The organism is Microcoleus sp. EPA2, from assembly GCA_020882975.1.
Lineage (GTDB): Bacteria > Cyanobacteriota > Cyanobacteriia > Cyanobacteriales > Microcoleaceae > Microcoleus.
The window spans coordinates 1-23,353 of the sequence record JAHRFD010000039.1; the positions used below are offsets into that span (position 1 = coordinate 1).

Annotated in this window: 20 protein-coding genes; 6 read left to right on the plus strand and 14 right to left on the minus strand. The window is 44.9% G+C overall.

Going from position 1 to position 23,353, the window contains the following annotated elements; genetic code table 11:
- Positions 1 to 268: 268 nt before the first annotated feature.
- The 3 genes from pgsA to AAFP14_RS23630 all read right to left on the minus strand — a co-directional run bounded on the left by pgsA (position 269) and on the right by AAFP14_RS23630 (position 3,711).
- Positions 269 to 787, minus strand: coding sequence for a CDP-diacylglycerol--glycerol-3-phosphate 3-phosphatidyltransferase (pgsA, locus tag AAFP14_RS23620; RefSeq protein ID WP_341734629.1), 519 nt, complete (start codon positions 785 to 787; stop codon positions 269 to 271).
- A gap of 250 nt (positions 788 to 1,037) precedes the next feature.
- Complete coding sequence (locus AAFP14_RS23625; protein WP_341734630.1) at positions 1,038 to 1,568, minus strand: GNAT family N-acetyltransferase; 531 nt, start codon at positions 1,566 to 1,568, stop codon at positions 1,038 to 1,040.
- 55 nt (positions 1,569 to 1,623) lie between these two features.
- A complete protein-coding gene (locus tag AAFP14_RS23630; protein ID WP_341734631.1) occupies positions 1,624 to 3,711 on the minus strand; it encodes a diguanylate cyclase in 2,088 nt (695 codons plus the stop codon).
- Positions 3,712 to 4,307: 596 nt separating this feature from the next.
- On the opposite strand from AAFP14_RS23630, the gene AAFP14_RS23635 reads away from it, so the two are divergent.
- Positions 4,308 to 4,997 (plus strand): HAD family hydrolase, encoded by a 690-nt coding sequence (locus tag AAFP14_RS23635; protein WP_341734632.1) that lies wholly within the window; start codon positions 4,308 to 4,310, stop codon positions 4,995 to 4,997.
- Between the two features lie 117 nt (positions 4,998 to 5,114).
- Here AAFP14_RS23635 and AAFP14_RS23640 read toward each other — a convergent pair whose 3' ends face one another.
- Together AAFP14_RS23640 and pgeF are read right to left on the minus strand one after the other, a co-directional pair.
- The gene (locus AAFP14_RS23640; RefSeq protein WP_341734633.1) at positions 5,115 to 5,726 is read right to left on the minus strand and encodes a CPP1-like family protein; all 612 of its coding nucleotides are present in this window, start codon (positions 5,724 to 5,726) and stop codon (positions 5,115 to 5,117) included.
- A 278-nt stretch (positions 5,727 to 6,004) separates the two neighbouring features.
- The gene (pgeF, locus tag AAFP14_RS23645) at positions 6,005 to 6,889 is read right to left on the minus strand and encodes a peptidoglycan editing factor PgeF (RefSeq protein WP_341734634.1); all 885 of its coding nucleotides are present in this window, start codon (positions 6,887 to 6,889) and stop codon (positions 6,005 to 6,007) included.
- A gap of 229 nt (positions 6,890 to 7,118) precedes the next feature.
- Between pgeF and AAFP14_RS23650 the strand changes: the two genes are divergently transcribed.
- The gene (locus tag AAFP14_RS23650) at positions 7,119 to 8,915 is read left to right on the plus strand and encodes a M23 family metallopeptidase (RefSeq protein ID WP_341734635.1); all 1,797 of its coding nucleotides are present in this window, start codon (positions 7,119 to 7,121) and stop codon (positions 8,913 to 8,915) included.
- Between the two features lie 8 nt (positions 8,916 to 8,923).
- Entirely contained in the window at positions 8,924 to 9,772 is an 849-nt protein-coding gene (locus tag AAFP14_RS23655) for an alpha/beta fold hydrolase (protein ID WP_341734636.1), read from the plus strand.
- Between the two features lie 266 nt (positions 9,773 to 10,038).
- Here the strand turns inward: AAFP14_RS23655 and AAFP14_RS23660 are convergent, their stop codons facing one another.
- From AAFP14_RS23660 to carA, 5 genes are all read right to left on the minus strand, one after another.
- A complete protein-coding gene (locus AAFP14_RS23660) occupies positions 10,039 to 10,317 on the minus strand; it encodes a DUF1816 domain-containing protein (RefSeq protein WP_341734637.1) in 279 nt (92 codons plus the stop codon).
- A 468-nt stretch (positions 10,318 to 10,785) separates the two neighbouring features.
- The gene (gene rlmB / locus AAFP14_RS23665) at positions 10,786 to 12,198 is read right to left on the minus strand and encodes a 23S rRNA (guanosine(2251)-2'-O)-methyltransferase RlmB (RefSeq protein WP_341734638.1); all 1,413 of its coding nucleotides are present in this window, start codon (positions 12,196 to 12,198) and stop codon (positions 10,786 to 10,788) included.
- 249 nt (positions 12,199 to 12,447) lie between these two features.
- Positions 12,448 to 12,894 (minus strand): Mini-ribonuclease 3, encoded by a 447-nt coding sequence (locus AAFP14_RS23670; protein ID WP_341734639.1) that lies wholly within the window; start codon positions 12,892 to 12,894, stop codon positions 12,448 to 12,450.
- 227 nt (positions 12,895 to 13,121) lie between these two features.
- Positions 13,122 to 13,478, minus strand: a complete 357-nt coding sequence (locus tag AAFP14_RS23675; protein WP_341734640.1) for an STAS domain-containing protein — start codon at positions 13,476 to 13,478, stop codon at positions 13,122 to 13,124.
- 181 nt (positions 13,479 to 13,659) lie between these two features.
- Entirely contained in the window at positions 13,660 to 14,814 is a 1,155-nt protein-coding gene (gene carA / locus AAFP14_RS23680; RefSeq protein WP_341734641.1) for a glutamine-hydrolyzing carbamoyl-phosphate synthase small subunit, read from the minus strand.
- A 244-nt stretch (positions 14,815 to 15,058) separates the two neighbouring features.
- Between carA and AAFP14_RS23685 the strand changes: the two genes are divergently transcribed.
- Positions 15,059 to 15,703: a retropepsin-like aspartic protease family protein gene (locus tag AAFP14_RS23685; protein WP_341734642.1), complete on the plus strand. Its 645-nt coding sequence runs from the start codon at positions 15,059 to 15,061 to the stop codon at positions 15,701 to 15,703.
- A 54-nt stretch (positions 15,704 to 15,757) separates the two neighbouring features.
- Here the strand turns inward: AAFP14_RS23685 and trpD are convergent, their stop codons facing one another.
- The gene (trpD, locus tag AAFP14_RS23690) at positions 15,758 to 16,804 is read right to left on the minus strand and encodes an anthranilate phosphoribosyltransferase (RefSeq protein WP_341734643.1); all 1,047 of its coding nucleotides are present in this window, start codon (positions 16,802 to 16,804) and stop codon (positions 15,758 to 15,760) included.
- A gap of 36 nt (positions 16,805 to 16,840) precedes the next feature.
- Between trpD and AAFP14_RS23695 the strand changes: the two genes are divergently transcribed.
- Both AAFP14_RS23695 and AAFP14_RS23700 read left to right on the plus strand, forming a co-directional pair.
- Positions 16,841 to 17,014, plus strand: a complete 174-nt coding sequence (locus AAFP14_RS23695) for a hypothetical protein (protein ID WP_341734644.1) — start codon at positions 16,841 to 16,843, stop codon at positions 17,012 to 17,014.
- A gap of 382 nt (positions 17,015 to 17,396) precedes the next feature.
- Positions 17,397 to 20,381, plus strand: a complete 2,985-nt coding sequence (locus tag AAFP14_RS23700) for a PAS domain-containing sensor histidine kinase (RefSeq protein ID WP_341734645.1) — start codon at positions 17,397 to 17,399, stop codon at positions 20,379 to 20,381.
- A 53-nt stretch (positions 20,382 to 20,434) separates the two neighbouring features.
- On the opposite strand, the gene AAFP14_RS23705 is transcribed toward AAFP14_RS23700, so the two are convergent.
- From AAFP14_RS23705 to AAFP14_RS23715, 3 genes are all read right to left on the minus strand, one after another.
- Positions 20,435 to 20,851 (minus strand): response regulator, encoded by a 417-nt coding sequence (locus AAFP14_RS23705; RefSeq protein WP_341734646.1) that lies wholly within the window; start codon positions 20,849 to 20,851, stop codon positions 20,435 to 20,437.
- A 67-nt stretch (positions 20,852 to 20,918) separates the two neighbouring features.
- A complete protein-coding gene (locus tag AAFP14_RS23710; protein ID WP_341734647.1) occupies positions 20,919 to 22,823 on the minus strand; it encodes an ATP-binding response regulator in 1,905 nt (634 codons plus the stop codon).
- Positions 22,820 to 23,215: a response regulator gene (locus AAFP14_RS23715; protein WP_341734648.1), complete on the minus strand. Its 396-nt coding sequence runs from the start codon at positions 23,213 to 23,215 to the stop codon at positions 22,820 to 22,822. Before AAFP14_RS23715 ends, AAFP14_RS23710 begins: the two co-directional genes overlap by 4 nt.
- Positions 23,216 to 23,353 lie beyond the last annotated feature (138 nt).

Consider the following 23,353-nt stretch of genomic DNA (forward strand, 5'->3'; position numbering starts at 1 on the left):
GGTGGGGCACACCGAAATCAACGCTTGGGGACAGACCGATCTCTACTCTTTGATGGCAGCATCAACGAGCAAATCGACTGATTGATCCAAGAATCCCCGCGCCTTCAAGGCCGGGGAGTGTCAACTTGTACAATTAAGATAGCTTTTTAAGTTCTGCTGCGGTTTCGTTGAGCAGTTCCGTACATAGTTTAACTTGAGAGAGGCTAGTGGCAGTTTCTGCCGAGCCTAAGTTAACATTGTTAATCGCTATCGGTAATTTGCCTTAATATTACTTTTCCTCAGCCACCTGTTCCGGCCAAAGATAAATCAGCCCAGAAATCAAAGTCAAAGCCACAGAAACCCAAAAAGCAATTAATGCAGGAAAATTCCCAGCTTCAGAAAGGGGAGCAATTAAAAGCGCGATCGCCACAATTTGACTGACTGTTTTCAGCTTACCCCAGATATTCGCGCCAGAAATTTTAGTTTTGTTAACACGCCACCCAGCGATTGTCAACTCCCTTGCCAAAATCAGAAACACACCCCAAGCCGGGACTCTACCCAACTCAATCAAAACTAAAAGTGGCGCTAACACCAACAATTTATCCACCAAAGGATCGAGAAACTTCCCCAAATCGGTAATTTGATTGAGTTTCCGAGCTAAATAGCCATCCAGCCAATCGGTAGCCGCCGCCACCACAAAAATTGCCACACAAATCCAGCGACTTTGCACGCTGGGATCGTACAAACCATACAGGAGAAAAGGCACTCCCAGTAATCTAGAAAAAGTAATTAAATTAGGCAAATTCATAAATTCAGAAGATAGAATGAACAAGAAATAAGTCACCCCGCCAAGGGGGAAAGAACCAGGAAGAAGTCAGCCCGCCAAGGCAGGGTGGATGAATTGCCACAGGAGCAATATAGGATAGTATGGGCGATCGCGTCAAACCCGATCGCCCATACTATCCTAATGGGAGTGGATCGGTAATCAACTTCATTGAAGCTATTATGGCAGTACCTGACCATGGACAAGCCCAGAGTGCCGGCTCTCCTAGTGCCGATCAATTTTCCAGCAGCATAGTTATGTCTGTCCACCCGTAGGCAATTTCCTTAAGTACAACTCCGGCTCTCTTTGTTTGTTGTTCCTCAATTTTTTTGCCTCCCAAAACTTCATAAAACCTACAGGCTGAATTATCTCCTAACACCCAAACTAGCATCGAATTTAAGTTTAATTTAGACAGTTGGGATGCAATTGTTCCTACGAGTTTCCGACCGATTCCTTGATGCTGATATGCCTGCAAAATATAGATAGCAAATAATTCTCCTTGATAAACATATTTGTGAGTTCGTTCGTAGCCACCAGCAGCAAAACCCACAATTTGTCCTAATTCATTCTCCGCAACGTAGACAAAATATTTATTTTTTTCGGCGTTTACAAGGATGTCTCGCCAATTGCTTTCTCGATTTTCATAGGATAACTGCGCTAGATAGTCTGCTGGTAAAATTTTCTGATAAGCTGTTCGCCAAGTATCTACATTAACTTGTGCGATCGCAGGTGCATCAGCAAGTTCAGCTTGTCTCACAATCATCATCAACAAATACTCCTTTCCCAGGTAGAAGCGCTTTTTTACTACCTCCGCAACCTGACTAATTATCCAAAATTGCAGGATTTAGATAAATTATCCGATCGCGTCCTTCTAGTTTAGCTTGGTAGAGCGATCGATCTGCTTCCCCAATTAGCCACTCCACAGATAGTTCCGCACTAGGAACTACACTAGCTATCCCCATACTGGCAGTTACAAACTGACTTACCTTTGACAGTTGGTGAGGAATTGCCTCCATTTTTAAATCGTTGCGAATTGATTCGGCTACCCGCATTGCTCCTTTAGCATCAGTCTGGGACAAAATTAATGCAAATTCTTCGCCCCCGTACCTAGCAGATAAATCGCCTCCCCGGTGAGCATTGCGATCTAAAATTTCCGCCACTTTTTTTAAACATTCATCTCCGCCTTGATGCCCGTAATGGTCGTTATAAAGTTTAAAAAAATCTATATCCAACAAAATTAAAGCTAGAGGCTCTTGATTTCTCGCCATCCGCAACCATTCCGACTGCAATGTTTTGTCAAAACAGCGACGATTAGCAATCTGAGTCAAACCATCTACAGAGGCGAGTCGCTGTAGGGCACGGTTAGCAGATTCTAACTCTAATTTAGTCTTTTCTAGGGCTAAATTTTGCTGAACCAATTTTTTACTTTGGCGTTTTTCCTGTTCGTATAAAACTCTGATGGAAGCTTCGGCTTCTTGCAGTTCTTTTTCGGCATACTTGCGCTTGACAAACTGTCCCAATTGCGAACCAACGGCGGCCATCATCTGAAGTAAGTCTTCATCGGAGGGCTGTTTTTTTTGACAGAAAAAAGTCATGACTCCTACAATTTGACCACTAGCACGAATTGGGAAACCAAAAGCCGAAGTTAGTTTGGCTTTTGATGCTAAGTTAGATCTTATAAAATTGCCATCTTTGAGAATATCAGTAATCCACTGCGGATAACCAGTATTCCAAACCACTCCGGGTAAGCCCACACCAGGAGGGAGAGTTATCTGCTGACAATTTTCCACAAACTCGCCGACATCTGTACCCCGCCACCATACTCCCACTCGCAGTAGAAACGGCACTTTTTCCACAGGAGTGTCTGGTGTTGCAAACAAAAATCTGACTTTTTGCTGTGGATTTTTCCCATCTAATTTAGTCTCTTTTTCATCCACAGGCGTCCACAGTTCACCAAGATCCCATCCTAAACTTTCACAGATAGCTTGCAAAATTTTCGGAGTCGCACTCTCTAAAGAACCAGATTCTGACATGATTCTAGCTACTGCATACTGTGCTGCTTGACGCTTTTTTGTTCGTTGTTGTTCGGTGATATCTCTGCCAATATAGACAAAATCTTGTATGATTTCACTTGCTGAATGTTTGCTTTCTACCCTGGTCTCGATGGTAGAGCAAGAAAAAGCCACTGTCAAGCTTAAAGCTGCTTTAGTCTGGCATATTACTTTCACCTGATGCCATGATTCGTTTTTAAGTTCCGCAGGTAACTGACTGACTTGACGCAATAGTTCCTCATTGGCCGTAATCATTGAAATTGGTTTACCAATTAATTCGGCTTCGGTGTATCCAAATAATAATTCTGTGGATTTATTGATTTTTTTAATTTTTCCCGATGCCGTCGTCACTAACAAAATATCATTGATTGAATTCAGGATCTGCTCAATATAATCGCGGGAGGTAGCTAAATTAGTGACTTTGATGCTGCTTTCATTTACTGATTGCACCATGCTTTGCTGCATACTGGTACTATCTGTTACGTCTTCGCAGAAAATAATTAGCCTCTCAGGTTTTAACTGTTCTTTATAGCCAAAAACATACAAATCTAGATACAAACAAGAGCCATCATTTAAAATTCTGGTTACTGATTTTAGTTGAAAATTGGGCTGTTTTTCTTCTAGAATATCATCTAGGATTTCTTCGATGCCGATTAGTTCGGGAAAACTATCACGCACATCTTTTCCTTTTTCGATGCCCTCTGGAATTTCAGCAAATTCCTGGACGTTCAAAGATGTTTCTTGAATTTTTAGCTCTCGATCGACTGCGAGGTATTCAATTCGACGCAAGGATAACAACTTGTCAAGCAGATTGTTAACATTTTTGGGGGAGATTTGTACGCTTAATTTGGGTAGCATTTCGTTATGTTTGAGGTTCTATTTCCAAGGTGGGGCTGTTTTTTTGGTCAATAGGCTATTTTATTTATGCCTTTTTTAGGATAAATAAATCAATGTTCGTAAAAGCTCTCCTTTCCTTCGCAATGACATAAATACGCTCTCGATGCGTAAGTTGCAAGCTATTGATATGGGGGTGGAAACTCTGGGGAGGTAGGGCACTATTTTACGGCTGGTAAATTTAACCAAACACTAAATTTGATTCCTCTAAGGAGTTTTTCCCTGTGGCAAAGCTAGCCGAATACGAGTCCCATGGAATGTTTGTAACAATCCCGTGAACTCAACCTCAACTCACCCTAGGTTAAGGGGTAGATTTATGTATAAAATATAGCGGTTTACTTTATTTGTGCAACACGTCTTAATTGTAGATTTCCTGATATTGATTGCAACCGCTACAGTTGAGTGTGACTAGAGTTTGAGCGTAATGTTTTATGCAATTGACATTACTTAATAAACAGTAACTCCCTAGGGTATTTCTGTCAAGTTTTGTGGAGGATATGACTTCTCTTAATGATACAATATTAAATAATTTGTATCAAATCTTAAATATATTCTGCTAAATGCTGAGACTGATTACAGACTTTGATGGGCCAATAATGGATGTGTCCGATCGCTATTATCGAGTTTATCAGCAATGTCTTGCGGAGACTCAAGCTTCAGACCAACAGGTGCACGAACTCTCCAAAGCAGAGTTTTGGGAAATGAAGCGGGCGCGGATTCCTGAAACCGAAATCGGCATTCTCTCAGGATTGGATGCTATCCAAGCGACTGAATTTGCCCAAAAACGTCGTCACACTGTTCATACTTTCCCCTACTTGATGTACGATCGCCCATCCCCAGGTGCAGTAGAAACCTTAGAAAAGCTCCAACGGGCGGGAGTTGATTTAGTAGTGATGACTATGCGCCGCGTCAGGGAACTTGACGAAGCTTTCAACCGCTGCAATTTAGGCCACTTTTTCCCAGAAGACCGGCGTTATTGTCTCCCCAATGATTATGTTAAAACTGGTGATGTTAAAGATAAGCCGTTGCTGATGGCAAAAGCTCTCGCCGAATTGCCGCCAGCTTCTGATACTTGGATGGTTGGGGATACAGAGGCTGATATTATAGCAGCTAAAACCCACGGTGTCAAGGTAATTGGTGTTTTGTGCGGGATTCGCGATCGCTCGCAACTAGAAATTCAGCAACCAGACTTAATTGCTAACAATTTGGGGGAAGCCGTTGAGATAATTTTCGCTCGATCTGCCCGATAAATCAGTCAACAGTCAACACTCAACTGTTGACTGTATTAGACATCTCCCATAGTTATTGTGGAACAGGCTTTCTGACCTGTGCTTTACAGGCTTTTTGGGAGAAGTCTAGAGACTAAACTATCGTAAAAAACTGCTGACCAGCCACAGAGTTAAAAACGTAAACAAAGCAATAAATTTCTCTGTTGGGATGAATGCTGGACTCACCAGAGAGCTTAAAATACCTCCCAGCAACAAGCCTAAAACCAAGCCCATTACTGTTAGTAATACAGCCCGACCAAATTTTTGTTCCTTGCGATTGAGAAAATAGAGACAAGAGCCGACTCCTAGAGCTAGAGTCAACTGTAGTAAAGAATTATTAGCAGCCGGATAGATACTGAGCCCGCTCAATCCGACATAGATTCCCCCAGGCCACAAAATGTCCGATCGACTAGGAGTATCGATTAGGCGTTGCAGCCAAGCAGGACCACCAGACGGAGGAGATGGAGTAAAGCTGGCGGGTGGAGGAGTCAACCGTTCAGGAAAACGGATGCGTTCGGGGACTTTAATTTTACCCTCCTGTCGTTGTCGCAAACGATCCATCAGGATCGCGTCGTAAGCAGCTTCGATCGATTCTAAACGTTTCAGATCGCCACTGTAATGTTCAGCCAGACGAGTGCGAGCTTCTTGCACTTCATCAAAAGAAGCATCTTCATCGACCTCAAGCAGTTGATAGGGAGTTGGATCGCTCATTTTAATAACCCGCTGGAGACTCTCGTTATAGCGCAATCTTAACAAGAGAGGAAAGCGGGGCGGGGGCGAGGGCCGCTTTCCCAAAAAGTTTAGTTGCTAGTTTTTTAGTGATTTTAGGGAATCACCCACTAAGTAGGTAGGTTAACTCCTGAAAATCCTGTTTTGAAAGTAGAAGGAAAGTCAGTAGATTTTAAGTTTTGAGTTTTAAGTTAAAGAGTTAAAATTCAAAATTTAAAATTCAAAATTTAAAACTTAAAACTACATTCTACCTTCTACCTTCAACAGGTAGTTGTCGCTCCGCCGCTGACAATTCCCGACCACTGGACTTTTTTAAGTGGCTCCCGGCGGTGGGAAAAAAAGCGATCGGAGTCAGAATAAGTACAGTGAGGAGCGATCGCCACTTGAGAAGCATGAATTCCCAACTGTTGCAATTGCAAAGCATTGCAGCGGCGAACATCCAAACGTACTTTTCCCGGTTCAGGATCGGCCAACACAGGGGTTTGAGGCAGTTGGTGCAAAAACTCTAGAATGCTGTCGGCTGTTACACTAACCGCACCCTTGGGAGTAATGGTAGCTCCTAGTTCCGCTGCCACTTCCACAGATACCTGGTAAACCTGTCGAGCGATCGCCGGCCCCATAGCAATCCTGAGATTTTCCAGTTGACTGCCAACGGCCACAAGTTGAGCGATCGCCTCTGGTAATATCTTAGCAGCAGTCCCGCGCCAACCTGCGTGAACTGCGGCAGTCAGTCCGGTGCGATCGTCAGCAATCAACACAGGAACACAATCTGCCGTACAAACCCAAATCGCCTCAAACTCTCGCTGGGCCACCAAGCCATCAGCCTCAGCATAAATAGGGGTCTCAGTTCCCGCTTCCAGACCTGTAGCAGAAACCGGAGTCACCTGACCAGTATTGAGTACCGCATTACCATGTACCTGCTTGACCCGGTAAACAGGAGCTCCGGGCGACAGAACTTGCACCAAGTCGATCGGGGTGCGGGGCGAAAACGGAGCCGTAAAAAAGCCGTGTTTCCAGGGTTGGAGAAAGCTACAAGTCAGATAGGGCAATCCTTCCCAACTTTGCCACTCCCAAGTAACACCCTCTGGTTCCCCAAGGAACTCATAGTCGCGAAAATTTGTCAAGCGATCGTCAGGTAAACTCATTAATGCCATGCTGCCCCAAGGGAGTCAATAATAGTGATTTGTGTTGTACTAAATAATTAACAATTTTGCAAATTAAACCGACAAACTGGAATCAACTAGCTAGGTTGAACGGAATAATCGCGTTAACCAGGTACAATAGTTTAGGCTCCACTCCAGACAAGGGTGAGCATAAATTCGAGCCTGACTTCGATCTCCACCAAGGCCCTAAGTTGAGTTGGGAAAAAACATCGTGAAACCAGTTTCAGACAAGCATTGGACAGCCACTGTGAACACCAAAGAGCCAAATAAAAAACCTACAGGCGCACGGAATCTTCAGCGTCTTTTGTCCGATCGCTCCCTGCTGGTGGGACTAGGTTGCCTTGCCAGTCTGGGACTACTCAGCAAAGGCATAGTGTGGGCACAAACGGAAACTCCAACAGTAGAACAGACAGCCCCAGGTGCTGCGGACCTGCAACCATTATTTGAAGCCCCTCTCCCGGTAGAACCTGCTCCCATGGCAGAAAGCGAGCCAACCCCAGAGGTAGCGGGGGAGCCTAGCTACCAAGAACCAGCTCCCGAACCGGAATACGCGACGGAACCGCCCGCGGAAGCCGCCCCTGAGACCTCAGAATATTATCTGCCCGAACCCGCACTGATACCCCTGCCGGAACCCACAGCCCAGTCGCCGGAACCTCCTTTTGAAGCGCCCGTGAACCCCGCCAACGCTTACAACGACCAGACAGACTACAGCGCCGGGGCGACCAACAGCTACGAAGCGCCGACAAACATAGAATTTTCAGCTCGATCGACCGAATGTCCCGGTGGTGAGAGTGCCTGCGCCCCTGCTGCGATTTCCGAGCCTGTCACGGCCGATGCTGGAGAAGGCAACTACAACCCTCAAACTCCGATCGCCCCTGACTCCTATATTGCTACTCCTCCCTCTGGAAATGTTCCCAGAAATGTTCCAGGGAATGTTCCGGCGCCAGTTCCAGACAGTGTGGCCGGCAATGCTGGTGGCAATGTTAGCGACACCCTGGGTCAAGCCGTCGAAAAAATCGGCAGTCAGTTGTGGGGCGCGGGAACCAGACAGCCAAAATCAGTGAACGGAGACGCCGCTTACTCAGCTAATCCAGGCTACTCAGCTAATCCAGGCTACTCAGCTAATCCAGGCTACTCATCGGAGGCTGGATATTATGCTAACGCTGCATATTCGGGAAATAGCGGCGGAGGCAACTCAGATCCTGGAGCGAGTATGGGACTAGGCCCGATTGAAGTCGGCCCGATTAGTGTCAGCAGCGGTAGCAATACAGGCTTTGCTTATTACAATCTCACGCCACGTCCCGCTGGTAAGGCAGGAAATGGCAACACCAGTCTGCTGTTTCCACTATCTATTGCTGCGGCAATTACTTCGCCATTTGGGTGGCGGACTCATCCAGTTATGGGCTATGGCCGCTTTCACACCGGGACTGACTTGGGAGCGGAGTTGGGAACGCCGGTCCTGGCTGCTTATGCGGGTCAAGTGGCGATCGCCGATTGGCTAGGCGGTTATGGTTTGACGGTGGTGCTCAATCACAGTAAACAGTCTCAGGAAACTCTCTACGGACACCTTTCTGAACTGTTTGTGAAGCCCGGAGAGTGGGTGAAACAGGGAGAAACCATCGGCCGGGTTGGTAGTACAGGAATGTCCACTGGCCCTCACCTCCACTTCGAGATCCGGCAAATGACGGATCGGGGTTGGGTGGCGATCGACCCTGGTTCTCAACTAGAATTCGCCCTAGCTAAAATGATCGGCACTTTGGAAACAGCTAAATTACCACCAGAAATGCCGGAAATTTTACCAGCAAAAAATCTCAAAGGGTTCAAAGATTTGGAAAACGATCTGCCCCAACTGCCACCTCTGCCAGTGGGCATGGACATCGAAGTTCACAATCTCCAGCCACCATTTCCTGAATTAGTAAAAGCGGAGGTTGCTCAACTGAAAGAGCAGCAAGTTTCGCAACCGAAAACTCAGAAAACTCAGAAAACTCAGCAGCAAGCTAGCAAGTAAAAATTCGGATGGGCTTCTCGGAGACATATAGATTGACACCTCAAAAACTTAGTGTTTCTGTCAAAGGAACAGGATTTCCGATCCTATGTTTGCACGGTCATCCTGGCTCAGGCTCTTGTATGTCAGTGTTTACCGAACACTTATCTGAGCGATTCCAAACCATCGCCCCAGACTTGCGGGGATACGGCAACAGTCGCACTTTTAGTCCCTTTGACATGACCGATCATCTCCTCGATTTAGAAGCGCTTTTAGACCGATTTGGGATCGATCGCTGTTTGGTACTCGGATGGTCTTTAGGGGGGATTTTAGCCCTGGAATTAGCGATGAAATATCCGCAGCGAGTCACGGGTTTGATTATACTTGCATCCGCTGCCAAACCCAGAGGCAGTCACCCTCCTATATCTTGGCAAGATAACTTTTATACGGGTGTAGCGGGAATCATCAATTGGGTGATACCGGGCTGGCAATGGAATATTGATACTTTTGGTAGGCGATCGCTCTTTCGCTACTTAATACAACAGCATACAAGCACTCCCTATCGCTATTTAGCCAGCGCAGGTACTCCCGCCTATCTCCAGACTTCCCCCACGGCTACCAAAGCCTTAAATAGGGCTCTGAGGGCTGGATATAACCGACTACTCAACCTCGGCGATATTCAATGCCCTTGCTTAGTCATGGCTGGAGAGGGCGATCGGCACATCACCTCCGCATCCAGTTTAGAAACAGCCCAACACCTCCAGGAATGTCAGTGGCAGTGCTATCCAAATACAGCCCACTTATTCCCCTGGGAAATTCCCGATCGGGTACTTGCAGATATCGATCGCTGGATAGAAAACTTCCCTCAGACAGTTAAGTAGAAGGAAGAAGGAAGAAGGAAGAAGGAAGAAGGAAGAAGGAAGAAGGAAGAAGTAACCCCCCCATCTCCAGGGCTGTAACATTGCTAAGAAAAACAAGGGTATTGGTAATAGGTAATTGGTAATCTGAGTTCAGCTTAGCGGCCAGCTAGGAATTGTGTCCCATTACCCGCTCACCATTCCCCGTTACCCATTACCTATTAGCCACCAGCAATTTGAGGTCAAAAAGTCAATAGTTTTGAAGACAAAACTATTGACTCCCCTTGCTGCTACTGACTGCTAAAAACCGGGAACATCCCTGGATCACCAAGCTTTCCCAAGTCATCTGCTACTGTCAAATTCACAGGTTTGCAACGTTGAATCGAAACACTAATACCTTGAGCCTCTTCATTTTCTATGTCTTCTACATATCCTGTTTGTGCAGCTTGGGCCTCTTTAGCGGTCATAAACGGGCCAAAATAATAAATGCACCGTGGCGATGCAGTTTTAACTTCCACCCACCAAGCTAAACCGAAGAAGTTGAGTAAGCTAATCAAGAGTTCTTTCATGGGGATTTCTAATGTATTTTACTTTTTGTCCAGAGTGCTGCCTGCAAGGCTGATGCCTTAGTTATTTACACTTTGTTATAATAGTTATAAGCTTTATAGACAAATATATACACCTGTCTAGCAAGCTCCTTTGTAAGGATTAATCCTTACCGGAGGTACTACTACCCCCTTCTCTCCCCTCTACAGCCGGCTAAGGCTATATAGTTTGGGGTTCCCTGACATGGTTTTTGGATGGAATTGTAGTTGAGATATCCTCTCCTGTCAATTGTTTTTTTACGGATGATATAATTGGCGTAGTTGAAAAAAAATTATATAGCCTCTCTCAGTTAGGTTAGGTACACATGGTAATGAGTGATGCCTATTCTAATATGAAGGAAATTTTCTAATCAGGTGTGGCATTTTTTTAAATTACCTAAAATGGGAAACTTGGGGGTCGATCGCCCCGGCTTTAAGGGGCGATCGGACTAACTACTTCGACGAGCTGTGTACATGAAACTTCTTGGGTCCGCGCTGGCGGTAAATTTCATATAAAGCCATGCCCGTGGCTACGGAAACATTCAGGCTAGGTGTATTCCCCCTTAATGGAATTGAAACTAATCCATCACAGGCGCGCTGTATCAAAAGGCTCAAACCGTCAGCTTCACCCCCTACAACTAAAACCGTGGGCCCGGAAAAATTCACTGTCTCTACCGATTGACTGGCTGTAGCGGCAGTGCCGTAAATCCAAAATCCAGCCTCTTTCAATTCTTCCAAAGCCCGACTGAGATTGACAACCCTCGCTACGGGTAAATTTTCTAAGGCCCCGGCTGCTACTTTTCTAACGGCGGAGGTAATCCCCACCGCGCGCCGCTGGGGTATCACTACGCCCTGAGTGCCCAATGCTTCTGCTGTACGAATAATTGCCCCTAAATTGTGGGGATCGTTGAGTCCTTCTGCTACCACAATTACGGGATGTTCCACAGCAGATTTAGCCTTGGCGATTAGTTCGCTCAAATCCAGGTATTCGTGGGCTGATATTTGAGCTGCTACACCTTGATGGTTGGCTTTGCGCGTGATGTAGTCCAGTCGCAAATCGTCCACTTCGTCGATGATGCTACCGTTGGACTTGGCTTCGGTTAGCAAGCTGTGAAAGCGGGGATCGTAGCGCAGATGTGGCACAACCCAGATCCGGTTGAGCACTTGGTTGGCTTCGAGGGCCGCCTGCACAGCATGGCGACCGTAAATCATGTCTGTGTCTGCTTCTGGTTGTACTACGGTGTTGCTGCCAAGCTCAACCGCCCCACTGTCCCTGTTTTTGTAATAATTGCCACGGGATTCCTGGGGGCTGTTGTCTCTGTTTTTGTAATAATTGCCACGGGATTCCTGGGGGCTGTGGTCTCTGTCTTTGAAACGGTTGCCACGAAATTCCTGGGGGCTGTGGTCTCTGTCTCTGAAACTGTCGCGGGGTTCCTGGGGGCTGTGGTCTCTGTCTCTGAAACGATTACCACGAAATTCTTGGGGGCTGCTGTCTCTGTCTCTGTCTCTGTCTCTGAAACGATTACCACGAAATTCTTGGGGGCTGCTGTCTCTGTCTCTGTCTCTGAAACGATTGCCACTAAATTCCTGGGGGCTACTGTCTCTGTCTCGGAAATGATTATTTTTTCGGAGTTCGGGTTTGTCCTCGGAGTTTAAATTGCGTTTATAAACGGAGCGCACGGGCATTTCTTGTGGTTGTGGGGTAAAGCTCGATCGCTTTTGAGGTGCTCCTACAGACCGTGTGTCTGGGCGGGGTTTACGTTCAAAACGGGGTGATGGTGACGAATCTTCGCCGCGGCCTTCACTGTTGAATGGTCTGCTGTCGCGCTTGGACCCTTGGGGGTTTGGTCTAGTAAATTTTCTCATTTGTTTTTTGTGGCTGTAAAACTGGTTTGGGCTTAATGCCAAGGATTTTTGGATTTTTTGATTGACTGATATATCTCGGACTTTTGAGATTTTAGATGGGTTCTGATTTGAGGATCTTGCTGTTTTTAGTTGCTAATTCATTACTCATAAATCCTCTTTACCTTAGAAGGATTTTTGCAATTTTCGGTAGGCGACGGCAGGCTTTTTAAGTAATAACTCGCTACTTTTAATTTCTAATCGCTAAAACCGTTAACTTTCAATTTCTAAAAGTGCCATAAGTATGGTCAATCTTTCGGGATCGGTGAGGTATAAGTATCCCACCAAGGTTTCTAAGCTGCTGGCTTGTTGGTAAATCTCTGGATCTGCCCGTTGGGAACGGCTCGCAGCAGCATTGCGACCGCGCTTGACAATTGCTAATTCTGTGCTGTTCAAATAAGGAGCGATCGATCGCAAATGACGCGCTTGAGTTTCAGCTCGTACTTGTCCCACCACCAATTTGTGATAAGTTTGCATTTTTTTTGGCGGAGCTAAGTACAAAGTCCGAACGTATAGTTCGTATACTGCATCTCCCAAGTAAGCCCAAGCTGCTGGCGAAAGTCTTTCTATTACTGCTGATGTCACCATCCCAGGATGTAATTGATTGAGACTGATATCACTAAAACTCAGCTTTTGTCCATTATCTGCGATCGGCGACATACTTTTTTAATCAAACTTCCGCACAGTTTTTTTCTCGTCACTTATTAATCTGGTCTCACAAGGCTCGTTTTAACTTGATACTTCCCTAAGCTTTATTGTTGAACATAGGTTGTAATATCATACCATTTTTTCTGGTATTTACCACAGATTCTTTGTCTCCTGACAAACATAAGAATTTGCTATCCAGTTGTCAGAACCGGATAGCTAATCTCATCCCAAATTATTCGTCAAGCATCCTTGACGTTTTTTATGGCATCATCCACATTCGGCTGCAAAGACAAAAATTTCTCTAAGCGAACCAGTTTAACGGTCTGAGTTACGCGGGGATTGGAAACAATTTGCAATGTCCCGTCAAAACTTTGGGCTTTCTTGACAAGTTGCACAAGGGCTCCCAAGCCTGAACTATCCACAAAGTCAATTTTAGACAAGTCTAAAATTACGTGTTTTGGACCATCCTCAATACACTTGGTCAGTACCTTCCGAAAAGTAGCCTCGGAAAAAGCGTCCAGTAGGCCAATCAGGCGAAATAGCTGATAGTTATTCCCGACTTCGCGAGTGCCTCTGAGGCTAACGGTCAGGTTCAATTGCTCAGAAATGACACCCTCCTAGCTAGATATTGCTTAAAGTCGAGGTTTCATTGTAGGAGTTTTTTGGTCTTTTGTCTACTGTTTAGTCATTAGTCATTGGTCATTGGTCATTAGTTATTGGTTATTGGTTAGCTGACTGTTGACTGTTGACTGTTGACCAATGACCGCTGACTACTGACTACTTAACGGCTACTTTCTGATTTTCTCGCATGGACTGGACGAATCGATCGAACAAATAGTCGGCATCATGGGGACCCGGACTGGCTTCGGGGTGGTACTGAACTGAGAACAGTGGCAGGGTTTTGTGCTTCAATCCTGCTACGGTGCGATCGTTCAAGTTGAGGTGAGTAATTTCTACTTCGGGAACTAACGACTCAGGGTCGATGGCAAAACCGTGATTTTGGCTAGTAATTTCTACTTGCTGGGTTAAACCCGCCGGGTGATTCAATCCCCGGTGCCCAAACTTGAGTTTAAAAGTTTCGGCACCCAAGGAAAGTCCTAAAATCTGGTGTCCCATGCAGATGCCGAACACAGGTTTGTCCGACTTTAACAAAGCCTTCGCCGTCTCGATTCCTTCCGTTACCGCCGAAGGGTCTCCAGGGCCATTGGACAGAAAAATGCCGTCTGGGTTGTACTTGAGGATTTCCTCTGGGCTGGTGTTTGCGGGGACAACAATTACTCGACAGCCATAACTGGCCAAACGCCGTAGAATATTGCGTTTGATGCCAAAATCCAGGGCCACCACCGTCCACATTTCACCACTGGCCGGTTTGACTGTCGGACTAAATTCCCAAACCGATGCTGTGGCTTCAGACCACTCATACACCTCGCGGGTAGTCACTTCCCGAACCAGATTGAGCCCGTCCATGGTGGGGGCGTCTTGGACTTGCTCCAAGAGCTCGGCAGGGTCGAGAATTGAGGTAGAAATACCACCGTTGACTGCTCCTACGGTGCGAATTTTGCGAGTCAGGGCGCGGGTGTCGATGCCGTAAATTCCTGGGATATTGTAATGTTTGAGGTAGTCTGGGAGAGATTGGGACGATCGCCAGTTGCTAGGGCGAGTGCATATATTACGAGCGATGGCTGCTCGAATATGGGGGTGGGAAGACTCTTCATCTTCGAGATTTACCCCGGTATTCCCCAATTCTGGATAAGTAAAAGTTACGATTTGTCCCGAATAACTAGGGTCTGTCAAGACTTCTTGATAGCCCGTCATCCCTGTATTGAATACTACTTCGCCGACGACTGTGCCGTGAGCGCCAAAGGACCAGCCGCGGTAAGCAGTACCATCAGCGAGGACTAGGAGAGCGGGTTGTGCAGTTGAAAGTGACATGGCATCCTTAATTACTGTCGTCTGGTTTCATTCTTATCACTGCCGGGGATTTGATGCTAGCCGGCAAAATACAAATATTATGTCAAATTTCTGCTATACAACTTTCTGTCTGGGAAAGCAACCAGCCTCTATCTCGTCGATCGAACTTTTGTAATACTGATGAGGCGAGGCGATCGCAACGGCGAAATCTATACCACTTGGCAGTTGTCGCTGTTAGGATCGAGCTACAGCATTTCCATAAATTATGACTAGCAAATCTCTGGAGCTTTTACTCTCAAACTTATACAACCATCAACGGCACACTCCAAAACTACGCAAACCGCTACTGGTTTTAACAGCCGTTATTTCTGTAAGTAGTTCCATCTTAGTTGATTGGGGGTCAAACTCCTCGCCAGCAGTGGCTCAAGAAACTGAGGGATGCTTCATGCGGAACTCCTCCGGGCGAACTGTCAACTTAAGCCAATCGGTGTGCGGTTTTTTGCCTAAAGAATTTACTCCTGTTGCTCCCACAGGAGCCAAGTCGGGAGTGTTTCAGGCAAAAATTAAACGCCGAGAGGCGAATATCCCGGTTATAGAAGTCACCTTTAACGGGATACAAAAGTTCGATATGATGGTAGATTCCGGTGCCAGTGGCACAGTAATTACACCAGCAATGGCTAAAGCCTTGGGGGTAGTGCCCCAGGGGACAGTGCAAGCAAAAACTCCTAACGGAGAGGCTACTTTTCCCCTCGGTCGCCTCACTTCTATTCAAGCGGGAGGTTTGGCTATTAAAAATGTAGTTGTGGCAATTTCACCGTCTTTGGAGATCGGGCTTTTGGGTCACGACTTTTTTGGTGATAAAGATGTGACGATTAAGCAAGATGTGATTGAATTTAGAGATCGATCTTAGGAATGAGTTAGTTGTTAGTTGTTATTTTTAACAACAGTCAAGAGACCACTAACTTCATTTCAAAAATTCCACCAACTCTTGTAACTTCAACCAAGGTTCTCCACTCAATAAAATCTCCTTAGCTAAAACCACCCCTCCTTGATGATCGCCCAAAGGAATTGCACCTCCCACCTGTAGAGCTAAGGACGCATTCAAAGCCACAACATCCAGTTGTGGCTGCGTTCCTTTACCCTGAAGCACATTTCGCAAAATGTCCGAATTTTCTTCAACATTTCCCCCTTTTAAAGAGCCGATCGCACAAGGTGTCAATCCTACTTTGGTGGCATCTAAAGTCGTTACTTCTACTTTACCGTTGGACAAAACCGCCAAGTCTGAAACATCTCCCAAACCAGCTTCATCCAACTTTTCTCTGCCATGAATGACTACAGCCAACTCAGTTCCCAACTCGCCCAAAGCTTCGGCAATGATTGATACCAGACTGGAATCGAACACCCCAATTACCTGACCTGTAGGGCGCATCGGATTGACGAGAGGCCCCAAAAGGTTAAACACAGTCCGTACTTTCAAAGTGCGCCGGAGCGATGCTACAGCCTTGAGTGCGGGATGCCACCCAGGCGCAAATAAAAAGGTGATGCCTACTTCGTCTACTGCCGCCTTTACTTTTGGGAAATCTGCGTTGAGGTTGACTCCCAGTGCTTCCAAGACATCAGCAGAACCTACTTTACTTGATGCCGATCGATTTCCGTGTTTCGCCACTCGCACTTTGCCGGCGGCGGCGACAAAAGCGACAGCAGTGGAAATGTTAAAGGTGGAAGCGCCGTCGCCACCTGTGCCGCAAGTATCAATTAAAGGTAGTGAAGTGGGGGAAGTCGAACCCAAATCTCCTGGGAGGGATTGAGACTGCAATACCTGAGCCATGCCGGCCAATTCTGTGGCACAGATCCCTTTGGCTTGGAGGGCTGCTAAAATCGCGCCGGAGAGTACGGGGGGAATCTCTTCATTCAGCCATCCCTCCATCAGGTTAGCGGAGGTGGCGCGTGAGAGAGATTGTTTGTCTAATAACTGTTGCAGCAAACTAGGCCATAGAGGAGAATCAGTCATGGGATTGAAGGATTGAAGAATTGAACAATTTAACAATTGCTCCCGCAACCTGTAGCGTTTGCAGGCGATCGCCATGGGGAACAAGCAGCCCGGTCTGTTTTGGAGAATGGCGATCGAGCTTGTCCACCAAACCGAGAGTCGATCGGGATTTTAGCAGAGTTCCGGGTCGCGTTTTACACCGCACCGCTAAAACTTCTGCCAAAATATTAGTATCACTACAGAACGAACACACCAGCAGTAGTCCAATATGAATTTTTTGATACAACTATTGCCCCTCGGTTGTGCCAATTTTACAGAGCAACACCAGCTTGGTGCAAACTACCTAGGAATCGGCTATGTTATCTATTATCGAAAATAGTTAATAGTCACACAGTAGGTATGCGAAAGCCTAATTAACTATTAAATTGTGACTGATGGCTCGCCACAAATATTGGGTGCATCTGTGTTTTGTAAATATATTGGTAGGGGCTATAGCATGACCGCAGACAATTTATTAGTTATAACCAGAGATTTACTGCGGTCATGCTTCGCCTATCCAAAATCAGGATGCTTCCCAAATATTAAATTAAGATAACAAAAACAGGGTATAAAAATGAAATCTAAAAAACCAAACATAAAAAATATGTATCGAGAAGAAATTGAGGAGGCACTACAGGAAATGGAAGCCAAATATTACAGTATGTTTGAAAACGCTGTTTCTGGGATTTTTCAAACAACCATTGATGGTCGCTACATCAGCGCCAATCCAGCTTTGGCTCGCATCTACGGGTATAACTCGCCAGCCGAATTAATCACTGGATTAACCGATATTAGCGACCAGCTTTATGTCGATCCCAAACGACGTGACGACTTTGTTTCGGATTTACAAAATAATGGTAGCGTGTCAGATTTTGAATCGCAGATTCATCGCCAAGACGGGACGATAATTTGGATTTCAGAAAATGCCCGTGCCGTCCGTGACGAAAGTGGTAAATTGCTTTACTACGAAGGTTTTGTGGAAGATATCACCCAAAGAAAAAAAGCAGAATATGCACTTAAAGAAAGTGAAGAACGACTGCGTTTAGTAATTGAAGGTGTTAAAGATTATGCGATTTTTATGTTAAACACCGAAGGATATGTAGCGAGTTGGAATTCGGGAGCTGAACGAATTTTTGGCTATACTTCGAGTGAAATAATTGGTCAACATTCTCAATGTTTTTACACAGAAGAACATATTAAACTTGGCAAGCCACAAAAAAAATTATTGATAGCTGCTGCCGAAGGTAGATATGAAAATGAAGGCTGGCGGATGCGTCAAGATGGCACTAGATTTTGGGCAAATATTATTGTCAATGCTTTGCGTAACGAGCAGGGAGAGTTACAGGGATTTTCTCAAGTAGTACAGGACATTACTGAGCAAAAACGGGCGACAGAGGAAAGGATGCGGTTGATTGCTTCTTTGCAAGAGTCGGAAAAAAAGTTTCGCACTCTGTATGAATCGACTAGCGACGCGGTAATGCTGTTAGATGAAGCAGGTTTTTTAGACTGCAATCCAGCAACTTTAAAATTGTTTGGATGCACCAATGAAGCAGAGTTTTGTGGTAAGCATCCCTCGGAATTAAGCCCGCTAATGCAACCGAACGGACAAGATTCGGCTAGTTTATCTCAAGAGCGAATTAATACAGCTTTGAAATCTGGCAACTGCCGTTTTGACTGGCTACATTCCCGGTTAGATGGTTCGGTGTTTCCAGCAGAAGTGCTGTTAACTTCTATGGATATTTGTGGCAAAATGGGGTTGCAAGCGGTGGTGCGAGATATCACCGAGCGGGTGCAGGCTCAAGAGGCTCTGAAGCAGGCTAATGAGGTGTTGGAATGCCGAGTTAAAGAGCGAACAAGTGAGTTGGAATCAGCTATTAAACAGTTGCGTTGGTCGGAAGAAAAATTTTCTAAGGCTTTTCGTTCGAGTCCAGATCCCATGACTATTACTACTTTTGCTGATGGGCGGTTAATTGAGGTTAATGATAGTTTTTTATCGATGATTGGTTATTCTTTAGAAGAGGCCCTGGCTTATACAGTGCCCCAGTTAAATATTTGGGTTAACCCAGAAGAAAGAGAGAAATTTAGGAAGATTTTGCAAGAAAACGGTGTGGTTCGCAATCACGAATACGAATTTCGTGTTAAGTCGGGTGCGGTGGTGGTGTGTTTACTGTCAGCAGAGTTGATTGATTTGGACGGGGAACTCTGTATGCTGGCGGTAATGACGGATATTACCGATCGCAAACACGCAGAAGAAGCCCTACGGGAAAGCCAACGAACCTTGGCTACATTGATGAGCAATTTGCCGGGAATGGCCTATCGTTTTCGTAATGACGATCGCAGTGTAGAGTTTGTGAGCGAGGGTTGCTATCAGTTAGCTGGTTATTCTCCTGATGAGTTTATTGGGACTAGGAAAATTTCTCTCTCGGAATTGACTCACCCGGAGGATCGCGATATTTTGTGGAACGCCATCCAAGTGGCTGTACTGGAAAATCGCCCCTATCAACTAACCTATCGAATTACTTCTAAAAGCGGGGAGGTAAAATGGGTTTGGGAACAGGGTTTGGGAGTGTTTTCAGAGTCGGGAGAATTGATAGCTTTGGAAGGATTAATTACTGATATTTCTGAACAAAAGCGCAGTGAAGAAGCTTTGTTGCGATCGCAAACTGAGCTAACTGAACAAAAGCAGCAGCTAGAACACACTTTGCACGAATTGCGACAAACTCAAGCCGTGTTAATTCACACTGAAAAAATGTCTACTCTCGGTCAAATGGTTGCTGGTGTTGCTCACGAAATTAATAATCCTGTCAGTAGCGTTTGTGGTAATCTAGTTCACCTCAGTCACTATACAGAAGATTTGCTAGATTTGCTCGCTGTTTACCAGGATCAATTCTCGGAGCCACCGGCAATCATTCAAGATAAAATAGAGGAGATAGAACTAGATTTTCTGTTAGAAGATTTACCAAAAGCAATGTCCTCCATGCAAGTTGGAGCCGATCGCATTCGGGAAATAGTGCGATCGCTCCAAATTTTTTCCCGCAAAGACGATCATAAAATGAGCAGCGTTAATCTCCACGAAGGGATTGACGGGACGCTGTTGATTCTCCAAAGTCGGCTCAGAGCCCGTGGTGGCTATCCTGAAATTACCGTAATTAAGGAGTATGGAAACTTGCCTTTGGTGGAATGTTATGGTGGAAAAGTCAATCAGGTATTTATGAATTTGATCGGAAATGCGATCGACGCGATCGAGGAGTACAATGACGGACGCTCGGTGGCGGAAGCTAAAGCTAACCGCAGCAAAATTAAAATTAAAACCGAAGTCCAAAACTCGAAGGCTATAATTAGGATTTCCGATAACGGTCCTGGTATGCCGAAAGAAGTTTCCCAACAATTATTCGAGGCTTTTTTTACCACCAAGCCAGCCGGAAAAGGCACTGGTTTAGGTCTTTCAATTTCGCACAAAGTTGTTACCGAACACAATGGTAAACTTAGCTGCGTGTCAGAACCTGGTCAGGGAGCAGAGTTTATCATTGAACTGCCCATCGAACAAATTAGTCAGTAGTCAGTGGTTATTTGTTACCAATTCCCAATTCCCTATTCCCAATTCCCTATTCCCTATTCCCCATTCCCAATTACATTTAGTTGGGACAATGCAGATAGAATAGTTTCTCTCAAATCACTTTCTGACCAAGGCTTAAACAAACAAGAATGGAGATTTGCGTGTTTTTTGGCTCGATTAATAGCTGCTTCATCCGCTTGACCAGTCAGCATAATTTTAACAACTTTGGGAAATTGTTCGTGGACGCGAATCAAAAAATCATCGCCCTTAATACCCGGCATTAACCAATCAGAAATAATCACAATCACTCTAATATTCTCCCCATCGAGTTCCTCTATTAAATCTAAAGCTTCATAGGCATCTTCTGCTGCTTCATATTTGTAACCAGAACCGAAGGCTGTTGATAACTGCATCCTCAGACTATCTAAAACCATTCTCTCATCGTCAACACACAAAATTACAGGTTTAGACATGATTTTATTTTTTAATTGTTTTAAATTGAATTTAGATAAAACAGACTTAATTTTCCGATAATTAGACTCAGGTAAGTGGGATAAAAACACTAAACTTAGTTTGACCAGGAATAGATTCAAATTCTATTTTTCCGTGATGCTTTTTGACAATTTTATTGACAATATCTAGTCCTAGTCCGCTGCCTTCTCCTGCGGGTTTAGTAGTAAAAAAAGGAGTAAATATTTGGGATTGAATCTCTTCCGGTATTCCTTTTCCACTATCAGTAAAGCTGATTTTTGCCAAGTCGTCAATAGTGGTAACATCAATAGTTAAATTACCGCGATTATCCATGGCTTGCAAGGCATTATGGATGAGATTAATCCATACCTGATTCAGTTCATCAGGATAACACCATAGGGGTGGTAATTCGGTGTAGTTTCTAATTACCTTAACTCCTTGTTTTAATTGATTTTGATAAAGTGTTAAAACTGTTTCAATCCCTTCAGTTAAATTGGCTTGAGTCCTTTCACCTGAGTGTTCGTAATGGGCATAGGTTTTCAAAGCAAATACTACTTTTGATGCCCGTTCCGTCGCGTTTTGAATAGTCGTCATCCCTCTTTTTATTTGTGAAAGTTGATAAGCTATTTCTAATATTTTACAACCGTTAGAGTTGCTTAAGAGAGGAATGAACCTATCAATTTCTTGATAAATTCCCATGATCACCAATATATCGGCAATATTTTCAGCATTTGTTTCCGAAAAATCTAATTCTTTCAGTTGATTTCTGAGAGCTTTCTTCAACTTGCGTTCTTCTTTAGTAGATATTATTGATTGTTGGTTGAGCGATCGCCCAAGTAAGGCCATAAACTCTTGCCCTTCCTCTTCGGTAAGGTTTTGAAACAGTACGGGCAACTGTTCTAGGGTAGTAGTCAAGAAGTTGGATATACTCCCGGCTGAGGAGCGAATCGCACCTATAGGAGTATTGATTTCATGGGCAACTCCGGCCACCAATTGTCCCAGCGCAGCCATTTTTTCGGAGTCGATTAATTGTTGCTGAGTGGCTTGTAATTCTTGTAAAGTTAGGGCTAATTCTTGGTTTTTTGCTTCAATTTCTTGATTCATCTGCAAAGCAACATTCTTGGCTTCCCTTTCTTGGGCGAGACGTAGCCGATCGCTTTCTGCTCGTTGTCGATCGCTAATATCTTGGAAAGTACAAATGGCATAACTAATATTTCCCATTTCGTCTGAGATTGGTGTCGTCGAAACCTCCAAGGGAATAATTCGATCCGGGTGATGCAATTCCAAATCTTCGGCACGCACTGTTTCTCCCGCGAGCGATCGCGCAACAGGTAACTCATCACTAGGATATAATTGTCCAGTGCCAGCGCGATAAACTTGATGGGTTGGAGACAACTGCTCAATAGTCGTCTCCGGTAAAGTTTCAATCCCTAATAATTCCTTCGCCTTGCGATTAGCGTAGGTAGTTTTTCCCGTTGTGTCGTAGACGGATACCCCTATAGGCATCGCTTCCAAAAACTGAGTCAGACGACGCTCACTCGCTCTAAGTTGGGCATTTTGTTCTGCCAACTGGTCTTCTAAAAAATAAATTTTTAACGCTTCTTGGAGGGTAAAATTGAGCTGTGCAGTTACCCAAGGCTTAGGAATATAGCGATAGAGTTGAGCCGAATTAACTGCATTGCTGACTCCTTCTATGGTAGCTTGACCAGTGAGCATGATTTTTAGCGTATTGGGCGATCGCTCGTGAATGCTTCTTAAAACTTCATCCCCTTTCATGTCGGGCATAATATAGTCCGATATCACCACAGCAATTTCGCATTCATCTGCCAGCAAATCTTCCACTAATTCTATAGCTTCACCCCCTCCCATAGCAGTTTCAATTTCAAACTTATCTCCGAAATTTACTGATAATTCTCTCATCAAACTATCAAGCACTGTCTGATCGTCGTCCACACAAATAATCACAGGTCTCATATTTTTTTCAACCCTTCTTGAATACAAGCAATTAATTCCTGTTCGCTCCAAGGTTTTTGCAGATAACGATGAAGATTCGCCTGTTCTTTTGCCCGTTCTACGGCAGCTTCATCCGCTTGTCCTGTCAATAATATTTTGACGACACTCGGAAACTTTTTATGAACTTCTATCATAAATTCATCGCCCTTCATCCCCGGCATTAACCAGTCAGACACGATCACAATCACACCTACTTCTTCCTCTTGCAATTCTTCGAGAATTTCCAGAGCTTCCTCCGCATTTTCTGAAGTCTCATAGACATAGCTATCGCCAAAGGCAGCTTGCAGTTGTCGTACCAAACTGTTGAGGATAATCACTTCATCATCAACACATAAAATCGATAGTTTAGGCATTTTGAGTTTTTGGTAGGTGGTAGTAGTCTAGCAAACTGAGGAAATCCACACAGCCTCTAATTTATAGTCTAGTCTAGCTCCCCCTAAATCCCCCTTAAAAAGGGGAGTAGGGGTTGACTTTGAATTCTCTTGTCCCCC